Genomic DNA, 18820 nt, shown 5'->3' on the forward strand with positions numbered 1-18820 from the left:
GATTTCTATGAAAAAAATTATGATTAAAGATATGCCACAGCATATCGGTGAAACAGTCAAAATTGGCGCTTGGTTAGCCAATAAACGTTCAAGCGGAAAAATCGCGTTCCTACAGCTACGTGATGGCTCTGGCTTTGTACAGGGCGTTGTTGTGAAAGAAGAAGTGGGCGAAGAAATTTTTGCTACGGCAAAAGGAATGACGCAAGAAACTTCTATGTATGTTATAGGTGAGGTTAAAGCTGACGAACGTTCAAGCTTTGGCTGTGAGCTTGCTATAACTGGTATTGAGGTACTACATGCAGCAACTGATTTCCCAATCACACCAAAAGAACATGGTCCAGAATTTTTAATGGATAACCGTCATTTATGGCTACGTTCTCGTAAACAACATGCTACTATGAAAATTCGTAATGAAATCATTCGCGCTACATACGAATTTTTCAACAACAACGGTTTTACAAAAATGGACCCACCAATTTTAACAGGTTCTGCACCTGAAGGTACTTCAGAGCTGTTCCATACAAAATATTTTGATGAAGATGCTTATCTATCTCAATCTGGTCAGCTTTACATGGAAGCGGCTGCGATGGCTTTAGGAAAAGTATTCTCATTCGGTCCAACGTTCCGTGCTGAAAAATCTAAAACTCGTCGTCATTTAATCGAGTTTTGGATGATCGAGCCTGAGATGGCGTTTGTAGAATTTGAAGAAAATTTAGAAGTACAAGAACAATATGTAGCACACATCGTACAATCTGTACTTGCAAACTGCAAATTAGATTTAGAGCGACTTGGCCGTGATACATCGACACTTGAAAACATTAAAGCGCCATTCCCTCGTATTTCGTACGATGATGCGATTAAGCTTTTACATGAACAAGGCTTCGACGATATTGAATGGGGCGATGATTTTGGTGCGCCACATGAAACAGCGATTGCGAATTCATTTGACAAACCAGTATTTATTACTTGTTACCCAGTAGGCATTAAACCGTTCTATATGCAACCACATCCAGATCGTGATGATGTTGTATTATGTGCTGATCTAATTGCACCAGAGGGCTACGGGGAAATTATTGGTGGTTCTGAACGTATCCATGACTATGATTTATTAAAATCACGTCTGGAAGAACATAACCTATCATTAGATGCCTATGCATGGTATTTAGAGCTTCGCAAACATGGTTCTGTTCCACATTCAGGCTTTGGTCTAGGGTTAGAGCGAACTGTCGCATGGATTTCAGGCACAGAACATATCCGTGAAACGATTCCATTCCCACGTTTACTGAACCGCTTATATCCATAAGCTAATCAATTTAAAAGTCGCGTAGTGAACTATCTACGCGGCTTTTCTACTTACTTAAAGAAGGGGTCTGGAGAATAATGAATGTAAATAATCATCGACTCCGTACATGGACTGAGCAGAGAATGATTCCCATTCCTCAGCTTTTTTTTCAGTTTTATAAGGAGTTAAATATGGAGGATGAAGAGGCACTAATTGTCATGCACTTATTAGCCTTTCATATGGAGGGAAATGACTTTCCGACACCGAATGATCTAAAGAATCGTCTCACAATGGCTGACAATGACATCACATCACGTTTACAGCGATTAATGCAAAAGGGATTCCTTGAAATTACACGTGATGTTGATGCAGGAGGCAAGCTATATGAAAAGTATTCCGTATACCCACTTTGGGAGCGCATTTTGCAGATGATTGATATGAAAGAGCAACAACAAACGGCAGTGACTCTTCAACAAGAAGAAGGTGAGATATTCCGTCTTTTTGAAGAGGAAATGGGGCGCCTTTTATCTCCTTTAGAGCTTGAAAAAATTGGATGTTGGCTTGATGAGGACAAGCATAGTCCAGCACTCATCAAAGAGGCGCTAAAGGAGGCTGTCTTTGCTGGGAAACTGAGTATACGCTATATTGATCGCATTTTATTAGAGTGGAAAAAGAAAAATATTACAACACCGCAAGCCGCACAAAAGCAAAGTGAGCAGTTCCGTGAGAAACAGACATTTAACAGAGCACCAGCTCGAACAGCTCAGCCAGAATCGCAATCAACGGGTAAAGTACCTTTTTATAATTGGTTGGAAGAAAGAGAATAGGGGGCATCCAGTTTGTTAACGAAAAAACAGTGGGAGCATTGTCTACATGAAATGGATCGAATGTTTCCCGATGCACATTGTGAGCTCGTACATGACAATGCCTTTGAGCTAACGATTGCTACATTATTATCTGCACAATGTACAGATGTACTAGTCAATAAAGTAACGAAAACATTATTTCAAAAATACAAAACACCAGAAGATTATTTAGCTGTTTCTTTGGAGGAATTGCAACAAGATATTCGCTCAATTGGCCTTTATCGCAATAAGGCGAAGAACATTCAGGCTCTATGTCAACGCTTGCTAGATGAGTACGGTGGCGAAATCCCTGCAACCCGTGAAGCTTTGGTGACATTACCGGGTGTAGGACGAAAAACGGCCAATGTCGTGCTTTCGGTTGCCTTCGATATTCCAGCACTCGCAGTGGATACCCATGTGGAGCGAGTATCCAAACGCCTAGGGCTCTGTCGATGGAAAGATTCGGTGCTTGAAGTAGAAGAAACGATTATGAAGAAAACGCCAATGGACAAATGGTCAAAAACACATCACCAACTAATTTTCTTTGGACGTTATCATTGCAAGGCGCAAAATCCTGGGTGTCATACTTGCCCTTTATTCGATGATTGTCGTGAAGGTCAAAAGCGTTTAAAGAAAGGCCTGGTGAAGGAAGCATGAATAGCGAAGCCATTGCAAAAGACAAAGTAGATGCTTGGTTTGCCCAATGGACTACACTGCAAGCCGCTATCCATACAGCCCATGATGCGAGAAACGGTCTGGCAAAAGGGCTTATGGAAGAAGCCATCGAGCTATTTGAACAACTTGTGCAAGCAGCAGGTGATGAAGTGCTACCCATTAATGGTGTTGAACGCCTAGCCTTTATCAAAGCCAAGCCAGGTCAATATGCATGCTATCGTCAACTAGATGAGCTATTTAAAGAAACAAAAAAGCGTACATCACGGTTGCGGATTCAAGCTAGTAAAAGCTAGCGTGTGTAGAGTGTAGGATAGAGTGTGAGAAGTGGATAGAACAGGGAAAGTGAAGGATAGACAGTGAAAAGTGGCGGATAAAACGCGCAGAATGTAGGATAGAGTGTGAGAAGTGGATAGAACAGGTAAAGTGAAGGATAGACCCTGAAAAGTAGCGGATAGAGCATCAAAACTGATGGATAGAACGTCAATATTGACGGATAGCCTCCTCAGCCTTCACTATCTAAAAGAAACACCGAGAAGCAGAAATGCTTCTCGGTGTTTCTTTGTCTACTCTGTGCTTTGATCTTCTTCATTTGGGTTGGTAGGTTCGGTAGGTGGTGTTGGCTGCTGATTGCCATCGTTATTGCCATTGTTTCCACCATTGCCGTTATTTCCATTCCCATTATTATTGTTGTTATTGCCGTTGTCACCATTGCCATTATTGTTATTACCATTATTATTATTGTCCTCTTGACCAGGATCAATCGGTAAGTCAATTTCTGGCTCATCTGGATCTTCGGTTTCCAAATCTTCCTCAGGGGTACTTGCGATCTGGAAGGTAGTTGTACCAGGTTCGCTACGTGTGCCATCCACAATGGCTACGACAGAGATTGTATAATTACCATCTTCAAGCGTGTTCGCAACAGTTAAGCCATTGGTGTCCGCTGTACCTAGGATAACCGTTTCTCCACCTTGTCGTGTGGCAGAAACTTCAAATGAAGTTGGTAATGGTTCATCTGTTTCAGGATTTAGGATGGCATCATGTTCCCAAGAAATATTGATGGACTGTGCTCCTAAATCTAAGCTTGCCGATACGTTATAAGGTGTAGATAGCTCTGGCGCTTCATAGACCTCAGAAACTTCTGTTGGTTCCGTACCGCGAACGAATAGCTCTGTTTGACGTAGTTCGCTAGGTGTATACTCACTTGCCAATCTTAAAGGTTTAGAGCCAACTTCCACCGTTGCTTCTACAACTGTACTTGGCTTTTTAAAGCTTGCTGTTTCAACGTTCGCTGAAATTTCTTGCATAATGGTCTTAAATAGGTTTTGTGGTAATCGACGTTCTTCCCATGTTGTAATGGGATCAAAGTGTTTTTCATAGCCACTCCATATAGCAATGGAATAATTTGTTGTGTAACCTGCAAACCAGGAATCTGGCACACTCGTATTTGGTAAATTATACTTGCTAAAATCTTCTGCTGAGTAGTTGGTTGTACCTGTTTTACCTGCGATATCTAAGCCAGGAACATTGGCAGCAGTACCAGAAGCATCAGGCTTATTGCCGACTACATCACGTAGCATATCTGTTACCATGTAAGCCGTATAATCGTTCATCGCCACTTTAGACTCAGGTGTGTAGTTTTTAGACGTTTTACCATCACGATAAACAATTTTTGTAATCGAATGTGGATCTGTATAGACCCCGTTATTTCCGAAAGCAGCATAGGAAGCTGCCATTTGAATAGGGGAGATGGTAATCGCACCACCGCCAATTGCATCTGACTCGTATAGGTTTTCTGTTTCAATCCCTAAACGTCCAACAAATTCCTTGGCTTTTTCAGTGCCGACCTCTTGTAATGCTTTGACAGCTGGAACGTTACGTGAAGCATATAATGCTTTACGAGCCGTCATGGCACCCATATATCTGCCATCCCAGTTCGTGATTGTTTGTTTTGTACCTGTATAATTCATTGGTTCGTCGACAAGTGTTTGACCTGTAGACCATTTTAAATATTCAATTGCTGGCCCATAGTCGACTAACGGTTTCATTGTGGAACCTGGTTGATTATTTGTTAAGTCCTCGGCATAATTCCAGCCACGTTCTGCACCATATTTACGACCGCCACCAACGGCTTGAACCGCACCTGTCTTGGTATCGATGACAGCCACACCTGACTGAATCTCTTCAGTAGGGAAATTACTATCATCATTCATCACGTTTTCTACAACTTGTTGAGCATTTGGATCAAGCGTCGTATAGACTTTGATTCCTTCTGCCATTGCCGATCCGTCACCGTTATTTTCTAATTCATTGATCACAATATCCAGGAAGGCATCATATTTGGAACCTGCAAATGATTGACGTGTCGCATCATCCGCTAAACCTGATTGGACTTCTGCTTTCTTTGCTTCTTCCATTTCCGCTTTAGAAATTTTTCCATGTTGATTCATTAATCCTAGAACGGTATTACGACGTTTTTTTGCAAGCTCAGGATTTTTTAATGGATTATACGCATTTGGTCGTTGCACTAATCCAGCTAATAGAGCTTCTTCATCTAATGTTAAATCTTTTAATTCTTTACCATAGAAATATTGTGCGGCTGTGCCGAATCCATAGATGCGACCTGACATAAGCATTTTATTGAAGTACATTTCAAAAATTTCTTCTTTTGTATACTTACGTTCTAACTGGAAGGCAAGCCATGCTTCCTGTGCTTTCCGCTTTAATTTCTTCTCGTTTTGTAAAAATGAGTTTTTGACAACTTGCTGTGTGAGAGTCGATGCACCTTGTGCACCAAAGCCATCACGGAAGTTTGCTAGAATGGCACCACCAAGACGATAAAAATCCATACCATGATGCTCAAAAAAGCGTACATCTTCTGTTGCCAGAATAGCATTGATCATATCTTCAGGTATATCTTCATATTTTATATATTTACGGTTTTCAGCACCGATTGTTGCAAATAATTCACCGTTTTTATCATAGAACTCTGAAGAAACAGGATCTTTCAATAATTCTTCATCGAGCTCTGGAGCCGTGCTTGCATAGAAGGCAAATAATGCAGCTCCTCCAATTAAGCCTGCCACACCGATAGCTAAGACTGTTAAGAAAATGCGTTTAAACCATGACTTAGTGGATGAGGCTGGTTTGGTTTTTTTCTTTTTATTTTTTTCAGCGAGAGCTTTTTGATGCTCTCCACGTGTTCGACGACGTTCAGTCATTCTTATTTCTCCTCACTTTCAGACCCGTAGCATTTTGCATCGATCAATTGTTGGATGATGGGTAAATAATCGATACGTGGATAATAACTTGTGGGAATTTCATATGCCTCTTCTTCGATTGTTGAAAAGGGTATCGATTTACGATCGCCATTGTCCATTGCTTGCCAGGCCTTTTGTAAAACTTCGTATGGCACAATAAAATATCGTTCAAAAGCAGAAAAGCGAACGATAATAAAAGCCACACCATTTTGTTCCGTCACTTGCTGCATATGCGTCATTTGATGTTCATGAATATTTTTTAAAGGGAAACTTGTTTTGGAAGCAGTTTCCTTTGCATCAAAATCTATATATTGCCCATTCCAAACACCATTGTAGTCGGTTGTAGAGGGTGTTCGAAAATAAGCTTCACGAATGACAGCAGCACTTCGTGAAGGGTACTCTACTTTGACGATTTGCACAGGAACAGGTTTCTTATGAATGATAGCAAGTCGCCTTTTTATATAATAGTCGTTTGCTTCATTAATTTCATCTTCTAGCGTCTTCCCACGATTACTAAAAGATAAATCTTTGTTTTTGCTCTTTTTTTCTGTTTTCTGTACAGAAGCATTTGGGGTATACAATTTCCCGTTTGGATAACGAATTGTCATTAAGCTCACCCTTTACCTTACTGCTTTTCTATCCACTAGTTTACCATGTTTTAGTGGCTATTCTCTACCTCCATCAGTCATGTAATTGTTACTAGAATAGTAGAAAACCGATGGTAAGTATGAATAATTTGCGTCGAAAAATCGCCAGCTTCCTTATTACTCGAATCGTCAAAATAACTGATAAATTTAAATAGGCCATTAGGATGAAAATATGCTCACATCGAGACCTTTCATTCATGACGATTTTTCAGATGGAAGGTTCATTATTAAAATTTTATCGAAAATCTTCTTCTTTCAGCTAACTTACGCTTATTTTGTCACGCATGAAGGTAATTCTATACATGCGAGGAATACTAAAGTAAAGCAAAGGAGGCGTTATTTTGAACAAGTTAGAACAATTAGTTGCGCAGTTAGATCTGGTCAATCAATTACTTTTCACGAGAGTGTCACTGGAAAACAATGCTCATGGGTTGCATCTTTTTATGCAGCTCAAAGCGGTTAGCCAAAAAGTAAGCTTAGCAGAAAAGAACTGGCAAGTAAAGAATGCTTGTTCGCCTATTAGTAGTGAAAAATGATAGACTTTGGTACACTTATCTCATAAGCAATTGAACTAACGCAATAGCATGAAAATTGATACAATATTTTCCATAAGGGTGAGGTAAATAGGTGTCAAGAATAGTGATATTTCCATAGTGGACATGCTGGACAAGACATATTCACCATGTATATGCAGTCACTACGAAATATATTTGCTATGTGTAATTGATGAGAGATGAGGTGCAAAATTGTTAGTTATCCAGCAAACATCCAAATTAATAGATGAATGTGATCGATGTGTTTCACGTTTTTGGCAAATGCGTGAGGAAGATCGAACACCCGATTTTTTTCAAGAAGTAAAGCCACATGCAGATGAAATTCATCAACTGTTGAAGGAATGGCAGCAAGAAGCCAATAAATGGATTCAAAAAAATCGACCGAAATATATGCATACACAACAAATTGCTTCAGCGGCAGAATCGATGGAGCAATTTGTTGTGCAGTCTTTTTATAAAGAAACAAGTAAAAAACGTTTTTTAGATGCGATTCACTCTACCTCCTATACATTGAAAATCTTTGAACGATTAGTAAAGGAGGTAGAAGCGGGTGCTATCGAAGAAACGAACGATTAGTGAGCTTTTACATGAGTGGAGATATGATGAAGAACTAAAAGAGCGTATCTTGCATTGGCAAACATTAGAAGGACGCCCAGCCAACTATGCACCTTTTCCGGGAAATTTACATCCGTCTTTAGTGAAAGCCTTGCAGGCAAGAGGTATCGAGCAGCTTTATACACATCAGCGAGAGGCTTTTGATTTGGCACAGAGTGGTACGTCTTTTACAGCAGTTACGCCAACTGCTTCAGGTAAATCTTATTGCTATCATCTGCCAGTGCTACAAAAAATAATGGAAGATAAAAATGCACGTGCCATTTATTTATTTCCAACAAAGGCATTGGCACAGGACCAAAAAAATGATTTGAATGAACTAATCGAGCAAAGTGGTGAGGAGATTTTAAGCTATACGTATGATGGAGATACGGCTCCAGGCATTCGCCAAAAGGTTCGTAAGGCTGGGCATATCGTGATGACAAATCCTGATATGCTTCATTCGGGAATTTTACCGCATCATACAAAATGGGTTTCACTTTTTGAAAATCTTCAATATATCGTTATTGATGAATTGCATACATACAAAGGTGTGTTTGGTTCCCATGTGGCTCATGTTATTCGGAGATTAAAAAGAATTTGTGAATTTTATGGGAGTAAGCCTGTGTTTATTTGTACATCAGCTACCATTAAAAATCCTAAAGAGCTTGCTGAGCTGCTAACGAATGAATCACATATGCTCATTGCTGATTCGGGTGCACCAGTTGGCAAGAAAACCTTTCTTTTTTACAATCCGCCGATTATTCATAAAACATTTGGCGTGCGTAGAAGTGCTGTTTTAGAGGTTAGTGATTTAGCCAAAAGGCTGTACACAGCTGGCATTCAATCGATTATTTTTGCTAAGAGTCGGGTACGAGTAGAGATGATTGTGACCTATTTAAAGGAACTAACACGTAATAAGCTGCTTGATGAATCTGTTCGTGGCTATCGCGGTGGGTATTTGCCATCTGAGCGACGCGTCATCGAAAAAGGCTTGCGTGATGGGACGATTCAAACAGTAGTTAGCACCAATGCATTAGAATTAGGTGTCGATATCGGTCAATTACAAGCATGTATTATGACAGGTTACCCGGGAAATATTGCGAGTGCTTGGCAGCAAGCAGGACGTGCGGGGAGACGTCAGGATGAGGCATTGATTATTTATGTTGCGCAATCTTCCGCATTGGATCAATATGTGGTCAATCATCCACTATTTTTACTAGGCAGTACACCAGAGGAAGCACGTATCTATCCAGAGAATATGCTGATTTTAATGGATCATTTGAAATGTGCCGCCTTCGAGCTACCCTTTTCAACAGGAGATTCGTATGGGGAATATGACATACAGGAATTGTTGGAATATTTAGCAGAGGAAGGGGTTGTCTTTAAGACGAGTGATAAATGGCATTGGATGAGTGAGCGTTTCCCTGCGCATGATATTAGCTTGCGCTCTGCGTCACAGGAAAATGTGGTTATTATTGATCTGTCCATCCCTGCACAGACAAAGGTCATTGGTGAAATGGATCGTCATAGTGCCATGACACTCTTGCATGAAGAAGCCATTTACTTACACCAAGGCATTCAATTCCAAGTGGAGAAGCTTGATTGGGAAGAAAAGAAAGCCTTTGTACGGGAAGTAGATGTAGATTACTATACAGATGCCAATCTAGCAGTTGAAATGAAAGTATTGGAGGAGGATCGCAGCCGTTCATATGTGGGCGGTACGATTTGCTTTGGCGATGTTGGCTTAGTCGCACAAGCAACAATTTTTAAGAAAATAAAGTTCGGTGGAAAACAGGACAATATCGGGTCGGGAACAATTCATTTACCACCTGATGAAATGCATACTAGCTCATCTTGGCTATCATTTGAAGCACCATCGAAATGGTCAGAGGCAGAGTTAGATGGAGCTATGGTTGGTGCTGCTTATGCCATTAATGCTTTTATTCCGATTTTCATTCGATGTGATAGTAGTGATGTTGCTGTCGTGCCACAAATAAAGGCAACGCATAATGAGCTACCAACATTTTTTGTTTATGACAAGTATCCTGGTGGTATTGGTCTAAGTGAAAAAGTATACGATTTATGGGAGCAACTTTTGGAAAAAACGCTACAACATGTATCAAGTTGTCCATGTGAAGCAGGTTGCCCATCTTGCATTGGCGTTCAAGACAGCTTGAATGAATCAAAAGGGTATGTTATAAAATTGTTAAGCTATTTAGTGTCCCAACTAAATAATGAAAAGGAGCGTTGAGGGTACGCCTTCAACGCAATTTTTCTTCGCGTATAAGCTTGTATATCATTTTTCTGTTTATTTCTGTGATTTTTTCGAGTTGACGCCCTGTTGCATTTGGATGTGATTGTAGGGCTTTTTTTATTGTTTTTATTCTTTTCTGTCGCATTTCGGGTCCCAATCTATTAGGCGCTAAATGCTTAAATGGGCCAAACCATTCTTGATACTTAATAAGTGTGCTGTAATTACTGTGGAAATGTTTCTGCAAATGCTCAAGCGAAGCATCCTTATTTTGGTTTAGGTATGTTTGAATGGCATGATATTTTTCTTTGGCAGCCGCATACATTTCTCTTTCTTTAACAACTTCCATTGTTTCAATATCGATGCGAATGTCCAGTGTGACTTGTTGTGGCAACCTAGCGTGCATAATTAATAAATCATTAGAAACATCTAATGTTGCGGTAGGAAAGATAGAACCAATAAGTCTTTGTTGTTATTACGTCGCGAGTTTGAGCGTTACAAAGTGTTAATAATTACTATGGATGCTGATGGAGTGCCAACTATTTACGATTACGCTACTGTAAAAGATCAGCTCTCAACATGGAGGCTACCACGTGAGGATGCTGAATATTTATTAGTGTCTATAAGTGATGTAACAAGTCAAATAAGTGTGAACTATGGTATAAAGTTTGAAAAAGTACCATTTGAGCCGTTATATGAGTTTCGTATAGGACAACTTAATTGTTTACAACTAAATGGCGTGGCAGTATCACCTTCACCAGCATTAAATACTATACAAGCTGAAGTTTTTTATAAGGAACTTGATGAATATGAAGGCCTGCGAATAACTTTGCTACGTGAATATAGATCCTATTATATTGGCATTCGGACATATGATAGTAAAGGTAAAGCAACTGATAGGGAATATACAAGTATTACTGACTGGACTTTTCCTCGAAAAAGCGTGATGCATATGGTCATTAGTATTATGGAGAAACCACCAAGTGTATTTGACCCAAGTAAACATAGGCAAGCTTGGTATGCGATTAAATTTACAGAGCAAAATAGCGAAGTTATCGATCAACTTGGACCTCAATTATTTCTAGAATCAGAAACAGTAAAAGCATCCTCAGGGGGTGCTCGTTTTGATTTTACAGAAACCTATACAAAAGTTATTAGTGTAGCATTAGGTGTTGGTAAAACTGAACAAACAGAGCTTGTTACAGGAGAATGGTCACTTGTAGAAAATGAAGAAGGAGTTACAGGAGTGCTAGTGGATGTAAAAGGTCTACTGTCTGGAGAGGTTAGCATCAGTGTACAAGCAGTGTGTCAAATGGGTCTTGATGACGAGGAGAGTGAGGTAGATGGCTAATGGTTTATTCGGTGGCGGGAATGGCACTATAAACAATCCTTTTTTAGTAGAAGATGCTGAAGATTTAATTGCTATAAGTAATAAATCAGGAGACCACTATTTTTTACAAACACGAGATATTAATTTATCAAGTTATCTAAATTGGCAACCAATTGCAAATGCAAGTGGTACACATTTTACAGGCATCTATAAAGGAAACAATAAAAAGATAACAGGATTTAGACATGTAGGAACAGAAAATTACTTTGCATTATTTGGTTATTTATCGGGAAAATTAGAGAATATCACACTTGAAGATATAGATTTAGAATGTACAGCTTCTGGAACAAGTGCGTATCATGATTGGGCTGGATTGACGCCAGGACAAAGGTCTTTTATATATGCAAGTTCAAGAATAATTAACTGTCATGTAACAGGAAAAATTAAAGTTAATAGGAAAAATTCATTAGGTGGCATCGCAGCCATATTAGATACGATAAATGTAGAAAAGTGTTCATTTGAAGGTCAATTACTTGGAAGTGTATCAAATGATTCAATCGGTGGAATTGTAGGAAGAATCCGAGGGAAAACAAATATAAAGAACTGTTACAGTATCTCTACTGGTAACAGTTTTAATTTAGTGGGCTATTTAGAAGCCAATAATTTAAAAACAATAGAAAAGAGCTATGTAGTTAGTGGCAGGATTATTGGTAATAAAGCTAGTGATGTAGAAGTGAGTAATTTATCAGTTGTAGATTGCTATTATGATAACTCTATTGAAAGTAATGGATATGGTACACCAAAATCACTAACAGAAATGAGAAACCGAGCAACCTTTACCAATTGGATGTTTGACAATGAATATGTGAGGTTTTGGTCGATTAAAGAAGGATTGGACTATCCTCGATTTTCGCGAATATTGAATATAGAATTAATTTATCGTAACTCAATTGGAGGTATTGTGGATAGATGGTTTTGGGAACATGATGTTATTGCAAATGATATATATTTATATAGTTGCGATAATCAAGAAGTGACTTCTCTTGGTAAAACGATCATTTACTTGCCGTGTGAAACGTCTTGTGAAATAAACACAAAAATAAGTGGGAAATTAGGTTTTGAAAAGATTAATAGAACCATAACAGTTAATAGTGATACCCAAATTGTCATTTCTGCACAACCATACGATTTTGTAAACCAACGGACGTATTATTTGTATACCCCACAAGATTTTTTAGAAATGAAAGATGAATTCGGAAACTATATTGTAATGAATGATATTGATTTTAAAGGTTTTGAATATAAAATTCCTTTTGATGTCCCTTTTTTGGGTGATTTTAATGGTAATAACAAGAGATTGAAAAATCTCGTCATTAAGAAAACAGTAGAAAATGGAGGCGAAGGATATGGTCTTTTAGGTAATACAGTAAACGCCACTATTGAAAATATTGTGATAGAAAATAGCACAATAACAGACGAAGAAGGACAATTGTATTATCCTTCTGGTTTCATAGTTGGTAAAATGGAACAAAGAATTATAGATGAATATCAACCTGAAAAAAATAGATTAATGAGTTTGCATAATTGTATTGTTAAGGATTGTACATTAAAATTTGCCAATCCTATGTACAATAATTTAGGAACATTTTTAGGGACGGTATCAACACAAACGGATGCCTTTGGAGCTTTAGAACTGTCAGATTACACTATGATTAAATCACTAAAATCTCGTAATGTTGAATTTGATTTGAATGGCGGTGCTACATTTGGTGGTGTAGCGGGATTAATTCGAATTGAAGATGATAAATTGTTAGATATTGCAGCAGATGTGGAAGTATATACAGTATTTGATTTTAACAATACTGATGGCGTTTTAATTGGAGGGCTTTTTGGTCAAGCTAATTTCCGTAATGCGAATCTACAAAAAGTCGGAGCAAACACAAAATTGAAAAATGTAGCGCCAATCAATTTCGGTTTTGGTGGACTGTTTGGACAAATCGATTATCAAGAAGTGGCACATTTGGAAAATTGGTATGCAGATACAATTATAGAAAATGTAACAGTTAATAGTGGCTTCGGAGGTATCGCAGGTACTTGGGGACAAGGGAATGCGACAGAAATCACATTCAGTAAAGGATATATAGCAACAGCTACAGAATTAACAGCAAATACAGAGCGAGGTATTGGTGTGTTTTGGGGAAATAATAGCATGAGTATTTCTCCAGCAATGATAGACATATTTATTGATGCAGACATAAATAATTTAATACAAAGTGAAGATCCTACAATGCTCAAGAAAACAGCTCAAATGAAAAATAAATCTACATTTACAAATTTCGATTTTGAAGACGTTTGGGTGATCGATCCAGGTAATTATCCAAAGTTTGAATCTTTAACAAAGCGTGCAATCATACTTTGTAAACGTATGCCTTTATTCAACTTTAGGAGGAAATAAGATCTTGAACATAGTTAAGAAAAAAGTTAATAAAAGGTACAATAAATAGCCCTATTTCTCAAGTTTATTTGAGGAATAGGGTGTTTTTATTAAATAGAGGAGGGAAAAATAGTGGATTTTACAAAAGTCAAAATGATTCGTGATGCACTGGGCAGTCCAATTCCGCAAGCGTGGGATGAAGCGCAGAGAAAATTTGTACCCTTAATTAATCAAGGGAATCAAGAAAAATCAAATTTACACATCTCTACAAATTCGCCTAGTGATTTAGATGGTAAGGATGGGGATTTGTGGATTAAGTATACGGAGGTTGATGTCTGATGGCAGGTGGATTATTTGGTGGCGGAGATGGATCAAAATCTAATCCTTTCCTTGTAGAAGATTTTGCTGATTTTGAGGCTATAAAGAATCACTTAGTAAAAGAAGATGTTTACTTCCAACAATGTAATGACATTGAGTTCAATTACGAAGGGGACTGGCATCCTATTGGCGATTATGCTAATGGTCCATTCGGTGGCGTTTATGATGGAGCTGGATACGAAATTTCTAACGTAATTTCAATTGCGAAAGAAGGTCATCCTGGTGGACTCTTTGGATTTATAATAAACACTTCTATTTTAAAAAATACTAATGTTATTAATATAACTGCAACAGGTACAGATTTTGTAGGAGGGCTTGTGGGGCATCAGCAAGGACTTGTAGAAAGATGTACAGCAATTGGAGAAGTAAACGGAATTAACAATGTAGGTGGATTAATTGGTTTTTGTCAAAGAAGCGTTACTCAATGTAGCTCTAGGGGGACAGTTAAAGGAAAGGACTGTGTTGGCGGGCTAATAGGCACAGGCTCAGTAATTGTAGATCCCGTACTTATCTCTGATTCTTATGCAGTAGTTGATGTAACAGGGACTGAAACAGAGTCTGGAAAGGTAGGAGGATTAATAGGGAAAACTCATAATATACAGATTACTAATTCTTTCTTACAGGGAAAAATTAGAAGTGATTCTATTGAAAAAAACTATATAGGAGGATTATTAGGCAGTGTCAGTGAAACAACAGTTTTGTCCTCTTATTATGATTTAGAGAAATCTGGGATGAGTGATGTAGATAGGGGTACACCAAAAACCACTACTGCACTAGCAGAACAATCTACTTTTGTAGGATGGGACTTTGATGAAATTTGGAAAATGGAGAATGGTAGACCCTGGTTAATCTTTGAACAGGCTATTCAACCTCCTGTTTCAGGCTTACCCTGTGAATTTTATTTAAAGATTAGAGGGCGATGGTTTCGTCTTAATCCGACTAATTAAGGATTTATTTAATAGAATTTTTATTATTTAAAAAGAAGTGGATAATGTGGAAAAGACGCAAAAAATCGTGGCTAGCAGAGTAGAAATCCAAGCCTTCCATAGATAATTGTGGAGGGCTTCATTTTATGGAAAGTAGGTGCTTTATGAGTGATGATTTAGTAAGAGATGTATATGAACGTTTAGGGGCAATTGGTGAAAAATTAGACGGTATTAATCATATTCGTGATACAGCTAATCGTGCTGAGGACAAAGCGGATGAAGCTCTAGCCAGTACAAAAAGCGCTCACCATCGTTTAGATAAAGTTGATAAAATTGTTTGGTGGGCTTCTACAACTATTATCGGAACTGTTATTTTGGCGTTATTAGCGCTAGTCATCAAAATTAACTAGGAGGAATTTTAAATGGAATTTTTATATGATTATATTATCGAACAGGCTCTAATTGTAGTGCCTGTTTTATTAGTTATTGGACAAGTTCTAAAAAACACACCAAAAATGCAAGATTGGTTTATTCCGTATATATTATTGATATTTGGAGTTGCTTTTACAATTGGAATTATGGGAATTACGATACAAGCAATCGTACAAGGTATTCTTGTGAGTGGAGCTGCTGTTTTTGCCAATCAATTATATAAACAATATTCAAGTAAGGATGGTGCGAAATGACATACACAATTGAAAAACGTTTAATGTCAGGACTACCTAATAAGGCTTTAACGGCAGTAAAATATGTCATTGCTCATGAATCAGGTAATGGTAATAACACAGGTCCAAATGCTTTAGAAAATGAAATTGCATACATGAACCGAAATAAAGCTAATGCTTTTACGTCTCACTGGGTAGGTGGAGGAGGACGTATCGTGCAAATTGCGCCAGTTGGCAGATTGCAGTATGGTTGTGGTCCAAAAGGTAATCCACTTAGCTATGCACAAGTTGAATTAGCGAGGACAGCAGATAAAGAACAATTTAAAAAGGACTATGCTGCTTATATTTGGCTATTAAGAGAGCTTGCAAAAGAAGCTGGAATACCTGTTGTACTTGATGGCAGTGGTAATGGTATCAAGTCACATCGATGGATTACAGACAATCTTAAAGGAACAACACATAGAGATCCTTATGGTTATTTAGCAAGCATGGGGACTACAGAGGAACAATTCAAGTTGGATATTCTGAATGGCTTGGACAAACCACAACATATGGTTAAGGAGGATGATGGTAAGATGAAATTTACAAATCCAACAACGAAAAAGGCAGTACGTGACTACTTAAAACAAGCAGTAGATAAAAAGCTTATTGATAAGTTGCACCTAGATAAATTTGATACTGGTACATTAACTGGCGGGGATTTTGAAGGATTGAAGATTATCATTGCACAGCGAAGTAAATAAGTGAAGGTCTAATTACAATGGATATTAAAAAGACTATAATTTCTAATTCTAACTTAAAGTATCTACAATTTGAACAATGTCAAATGACCGTTTAATAGGGTTGTAAATTACAATCCAACAAAGAAGAGGTAAATAATTTAAAATTTTATTAAGTAAAGAATTTATTGTATAATAATGATATATGGTAAATAAGAGAAAAGGAGGATGGAAATGACTAAAACGGATTATGTGTTTACAATTTTTATTCATTTAATATTAACAATGTTACTGATTTATGATTTTTTCCCTAATTCAATTAACTATATTAATATTCCTAAGGGTATCCTTGTAATTTTAATTCTAATTATTTTTTTACTGGGTGTATTTTTTGGTAGGAAAAACAAGAATAATAAAACTAATTTTTTTGTTGGAGTAGTTTCTATATTATATATACTATTGATTTTTTTAGTCCTAACACTTTTAGGAGGAGTCTCTCAAGTGGGGATATCTATAACAAGCCCTTGGACGTGGATTATCTTTGCGTTTGCATTACTTGAACTTTTTAGAAGAAATAAAAAAACTTTGAAAGATAGCTAGAAACAAATAACTAGAATATTTTAAAAGAGGCTGGGACAGAACTCGATTATATTGAAAAACAATAAAAATGGATATTAGCTTTTTCACTTTAAGAAGTTAAATATGCCTTCCTAAATCAAAAAAATGTTAGACCAATTATATCTTGGTCTAACATTTTTTCTTTTTGTCCCAGCCTCTTCTTACGATTAGTCAACTTTATTTAATGAATAATTTATATTTTTATGAGTGTGAAGTGGTGAGGGATATCCCTCACCACTTCACACTCATTTTTAGATACGCCAAAAAGACCTGACGATTTTTATTTTTTTCGAAAGGTCATTATGATATAGTTCTATGTAGGTGATTACGATTTCTGAGCTGGTAGTGCGGACTCATAATCGTAAAGAATGCCACGCGTCAGTAACTGAAATGTCACTTTCAGAAACTTATTGATGCAGGCGATGATCGCAACCTTATGAGGCTTCCTCTGAGGTTGCTTTTTTAATTTGTAGTAATAGTCCACAAAATGATTCGGTTTTCCTTTAGCCATAAGCATGGCGCACACCATAAAATATAAAATCTTTCGTAAATGTTTGTTTCCTCGTTTATTAATTCTGTCTCGATATTGCATATTCCCAGACTGGTACCGCATAATATCAATGCCTGCGTAAGCGTTCAGTTGTTTCGCATTTTGAAAGCGGTGGATGTCACCAATCTCTCCAATTAATCGGCACGCCGTTGAATCGCCAATTCCAGGAATCGATCGAAATACTAGATATTCTTTTCGTCCTTCCGACAATTCCACCATCTGTTTCACAAGCGTATCTTTCTTCTCTTGTAAATCCGCAATGCGAGCTGCGTAATCTCGTGCTTGATCACAACGAATATCTGTTGGTTTAATCGCGGGGTAACTATTTTCAGCTGCTTCTAATAATGTAATAGCTTTAGCCTCCGCACGCATTAGCGAGAGGTTTTTTCGCGTATTGGCCTTTAAACGATTTTTAATCATCGTTTTTGAATGGGCTTGTAAAAGTGCGGGGTGTGGATAGAGTTGTACAATATTTAAAAATAGTGCTGAACTCGGTGTAATCAGCTTTTCTAATTCTGGAAAACTCAGCTGTAAAATGGCATGCATTCTACTTTTGAGTAAAATGATTTCTTCATCAATTTCATCGTAGTAACGAGTCAGTGCACGCATCTGTTCATAATAATCGTCTTGTATGTACGTTATTTCGCGTTCCATTTTAAAATGAGTCTTCGCAAGTTCATGGGCATCACTAATATCGGTTTTATGACGACGCATCGTTGCCATCTGTAAATTCGCTTCAAGTGGATTCATGCGGCAGTATGCGTAGCCGTAATCTTTGAAAAATGCTTCGATAGGTTTTGAATAGGTACCTGTTGCTTCAAATACGATAGCTGGTGCTTGTCCATCTTGTTTTGACATCTCTACTATTCGTTCGTGTAATCGCTCAAAATCACCGCGTGTATGAAGTAGCACACCTTCGAATTCACATTGGCGGTGACCATCATAAATCGCAACAGTACTTTTTCCTTTACTGACATCTAACGCAATGACATGTTTCATCTCATTCTTCTCCTTTTGACCAATCATAGAAGCCTTCACAGTACCTTATCGATTCCACTTTCTTATACACGATCTCTTAGGACCCAACATACTAAA

19 protein-coding genes are annotated in these 18820 nt (G+C 37.8%); 15 read left to right on the plus strand and 4 right to left on the minus strand.

Annotation, left to right across the window (positions count from 1 at the left end):
* The first annotated feature begins 7 nt into the window (after positions 1 to 7).
* From asnS to MHB40_RS08125, 4 genes are all read left to right on the plus strand, one after another.
* Positions 8 to 1303 carry an asparagine--tRNA ligase gene (gene asnS / locus MHB40_RS08110; protein ID WP_205442471.1) on the plus strand — a complete coding sequence of 432 codons (1296 nt, stop codon included), beginning with the start codon at positions 8 to 10 and terminating at the stop codon, positions 1301 to 1303.
* 77 nt (positions 1304 to 1380) lie between these two features.
* Positions 1381 to 2109 carry a DnaD domain-containing protein gene (locus MHB40_RS08115; RefSeq protein WP_342534274.1) on the plus strand — a complete coding sequence of 243 codons (729 nt, stop codon included), beginning with the start codon at positions 1381 to 1383 and terminating at the stop codon, positions 2107 to 2109.
* 12 nt (positions 2110 to 2121) lie between these two features.
* A complete protein-coding gene (gene nth / locus MHB40_RS08120; RefSeq protein WP_342443094.1) occupies positions 2122 to 2784 on the plus strand; it encodes an endonuclease III in 663 nt (220 codons plus the stop codon).
* Positions 2781 to 3095 (plus strand): YpoC family protein, encoded by a 315-nt coding sequence (locus MHB40_RS08125; protein WP_342534275.1) that lies wholly within the window; start codon positions 2781 to 2783, stop codon positions 3093 to 3095. The genes nth and MHB40_RS08125 overlap by 4 nt, the downstream gene beginning before the upstream one ends.
* A 270-nt stretch (positions 3096 to 3365) precedes the next feature.
* On the opposite strand, the gene MHB40_RS08130 is transcribed toward MHB40_RS08125, so the two are convergent.
* Both MHB40_RS08130 and recU read right to left on the minus strand, forming a co-directional pair.
* Positions 3366 to 6020, minus strand: coding sequence for a PBP1A family penicillin-binding protein (locus MHB40_RS08130; protein WP_342534276.1), 2655 nt, complete (start codon positions 6018 to 6020; stop codon positions 3366 to 3368).
* A gap of 2 nt (positions 6021 to 6022) precedes the next feature.
* A complete protein-coding gene (recU, locus tag MHB40_RS08135; protein ID WP_205442477.1) occupies positions 6023 to 6667 on the minus strand; it encodes a Holliday junction resolvase RecU in 645 nt (214 codons plus the stop codon).
* A gap of 380 nt (positions 6668 to 7047) precedes the next feature.
* On the opposite strand from recU, the gene MHB40_RS08140 reads away from it, so the two are divergent.
* The 3 genes from MHB40_RS08140 to MHB40_RS08150 all read left to right on the plus strand — a co-directional run bounded on the left by MHB40_RS08140 (position 7048) and on the right by MHB40_RS08150 (position 10105).
* Entirely contained in the window at positions 7048 to 7242 is a 195-nt protein-coding gene (locus MHB40_RS08140) for an endonuclease (protein WP_205442478.1), read from the plus strand.
* Positions 7243 to 7452: 210 nt separating this feature from the next.
* The gene (locus MHB40_RS08145) at positions 7453 to 7836 is read left to right on the plus strand and encodes a YppE family protein (protein ID WP_342534277.1); all 384 of its coding nucleotides are present in this window, start codon (positions 7453 to 7455) and stop codon (positions 7834 to 7836) included.
* On the plus strand, positions 7811 to 10105 hold the full coding sequence (locus MHB40_RS08150; RefSeq protein ID WP_342534278.1) for a DEAD/DEAH box helicase: 2295 nt from the start codon (positions 7811 to 7813) through the stop codon (positions 10103 to 10105). The genes MHB40_RS08145 and MHB40_RS08150 overlap by 26 nt, the downstream gene beginning before the upstream one ends.
* 10 nt (positions 10106 to 10115) lie before the next feature.
* Here the strand turns inward: MHB40_RS08150 and MHB40_RS08155 are convergent, their stop codons facing one another.
* Positions 10116 to 10454, minus strand: coding sequence for a hypothetical protein (locus MHB40_RS08155; RefSeq protein WP_342534279.1), 339 nt, complete (start codon positions 10452 to 10454; stop codon positions 10116 to 10118).
* A 117-nt stretch (positions 10455 to 10571) separates the two neighbouring features.
* On the opposite strand from MHB40_RS08155, the gene MHB40_RS08160 reads away from it, so the two are divergent.
* The 8 genes from MHB40_RS08160 (at position 10572) to MHB40_RS08195 (ending at position 17157) form a co-directional block, all read left to right on the plus strand.
* Complete coding sequence (locus tag MHB40_RS08160) at positions 10572 to 11456, plus strand: hypothetical protein (protein ID WP_342534280.1); 885 nt, start codon at positions 10572 to 10574, stop codon at positions 11454 to 11456.
* Entirely contained in the window at positions 11449 to 13890 is a 2442-nt protein-coding gene (locus MHB40_RS08165; protein WP_342443100.1) for a hypothetical protein, read from the plus strand. The genes MHB40_RS08160 and MHB40_RS08165 overlap by 8 nt, the downstream gene beginning before the upstream one ends.
* A gap of 111 nt (positions 13891 to 14001) precedes the next feature.
* On the plus strand, positions 14002 to 14208 hold the full coding sequence (locus MHB40_RS08170; protein WP_342443101.1) for a hypothetical protein: 207 nt from the start codon (positions 14002 to 14004) through the stop codon (positions 14206 to 14208).
* On the plus strand, positions 14208 to 15194 hold the full coding sequence (locus MHB40_RS08175) for a hypothetical protein (RefSeq protein ID WP_342443102.1): 987 nt from the start codon (positions 14208 to 14210) through the stop codon (positions 15192 to 15194). Before MHB40_RS08170 ends, MHB40_RS08175 begins: the two co-directional genes overlap by 1 nt.
* 143 nt (positions 15195 to 15337) lie before the next feature.
* Positions 15338 to 15583 carry a hemolysin XhlA family protein gene (locus MHB40_RS08180; protein WP_342443103.1) on the plus strand — a complete coding sequence of 82 codons (246 nt, stop codon included), beginning with the start codon at positions 15338 to 15340 and terminating at the stop codon, positions 15581 to 15583.
* A 12-nt stretch (positions 15584 to 15595) separates the two neighbouring features.
* A complete protein-coding gene (locus MHB40_RS08185; protein ID WP_342443104.1) occupies positions 15596 to 15859 on the plus strand; it encodes a phage holin family protein in 264 nt (87 codons plus the stop codon).
* Positions 15856 to 16581, plus strand: coding sequence for an N-acetylmuramoyl-L-alanine amidase (locus MHB40_RS08190; RefSeq protein WP_342443105.1), 726 nt, complete (start codon positions 15856 to 15858; stop codon positions 16579 to 16581). The genes MHB40_RS08185 and MHB40_RS08190 overlap by 4 nt, the downstream gene beginning before the upstream one ends.
* Before the next feature lie 210 nt (positions 16582 to 16791).
* Positions 16792 to 17157 carry a hypothetical protein gene (locus tag MHB40_RS08195; RefSeq protein WP_342443106.1) on the plus strand — a complete coding sequence of 122 codons (366 nt, stop codon included), beginning with the start codon at positions 16792 to 16794 and terminating at the stop codon, positions 17155 to 17157.
* A 343-nt stretch (positions 17158 to 17500) separates the two neighbouring features.
* Here MHB40_RS08195 and MHB40_RS08200 read toward each other — a convergent pair whose 3' ends face one another.
* A complete protein-coding gene (locus MHB40_RS08200; protein WP_342440652.1) occupies positions 17501 to 18724 on the minus strand; it encodes an IS110 family transposase in 1224 nt (407 codons plus the stop codon).
* Between the last annotated feature and the right edge of the window lie 96 nt (positions 18725 to 18820).

Source organism: Lysinibacillus sp. FSL K6-0057, assembly GCF_038630885.1.
Lineage (GTDB): Bacteria > Bacillota > Bacilli > Bacillales_A > Planococcaceae > Lysinibacillus > Lysinibacillus fusiformis_F.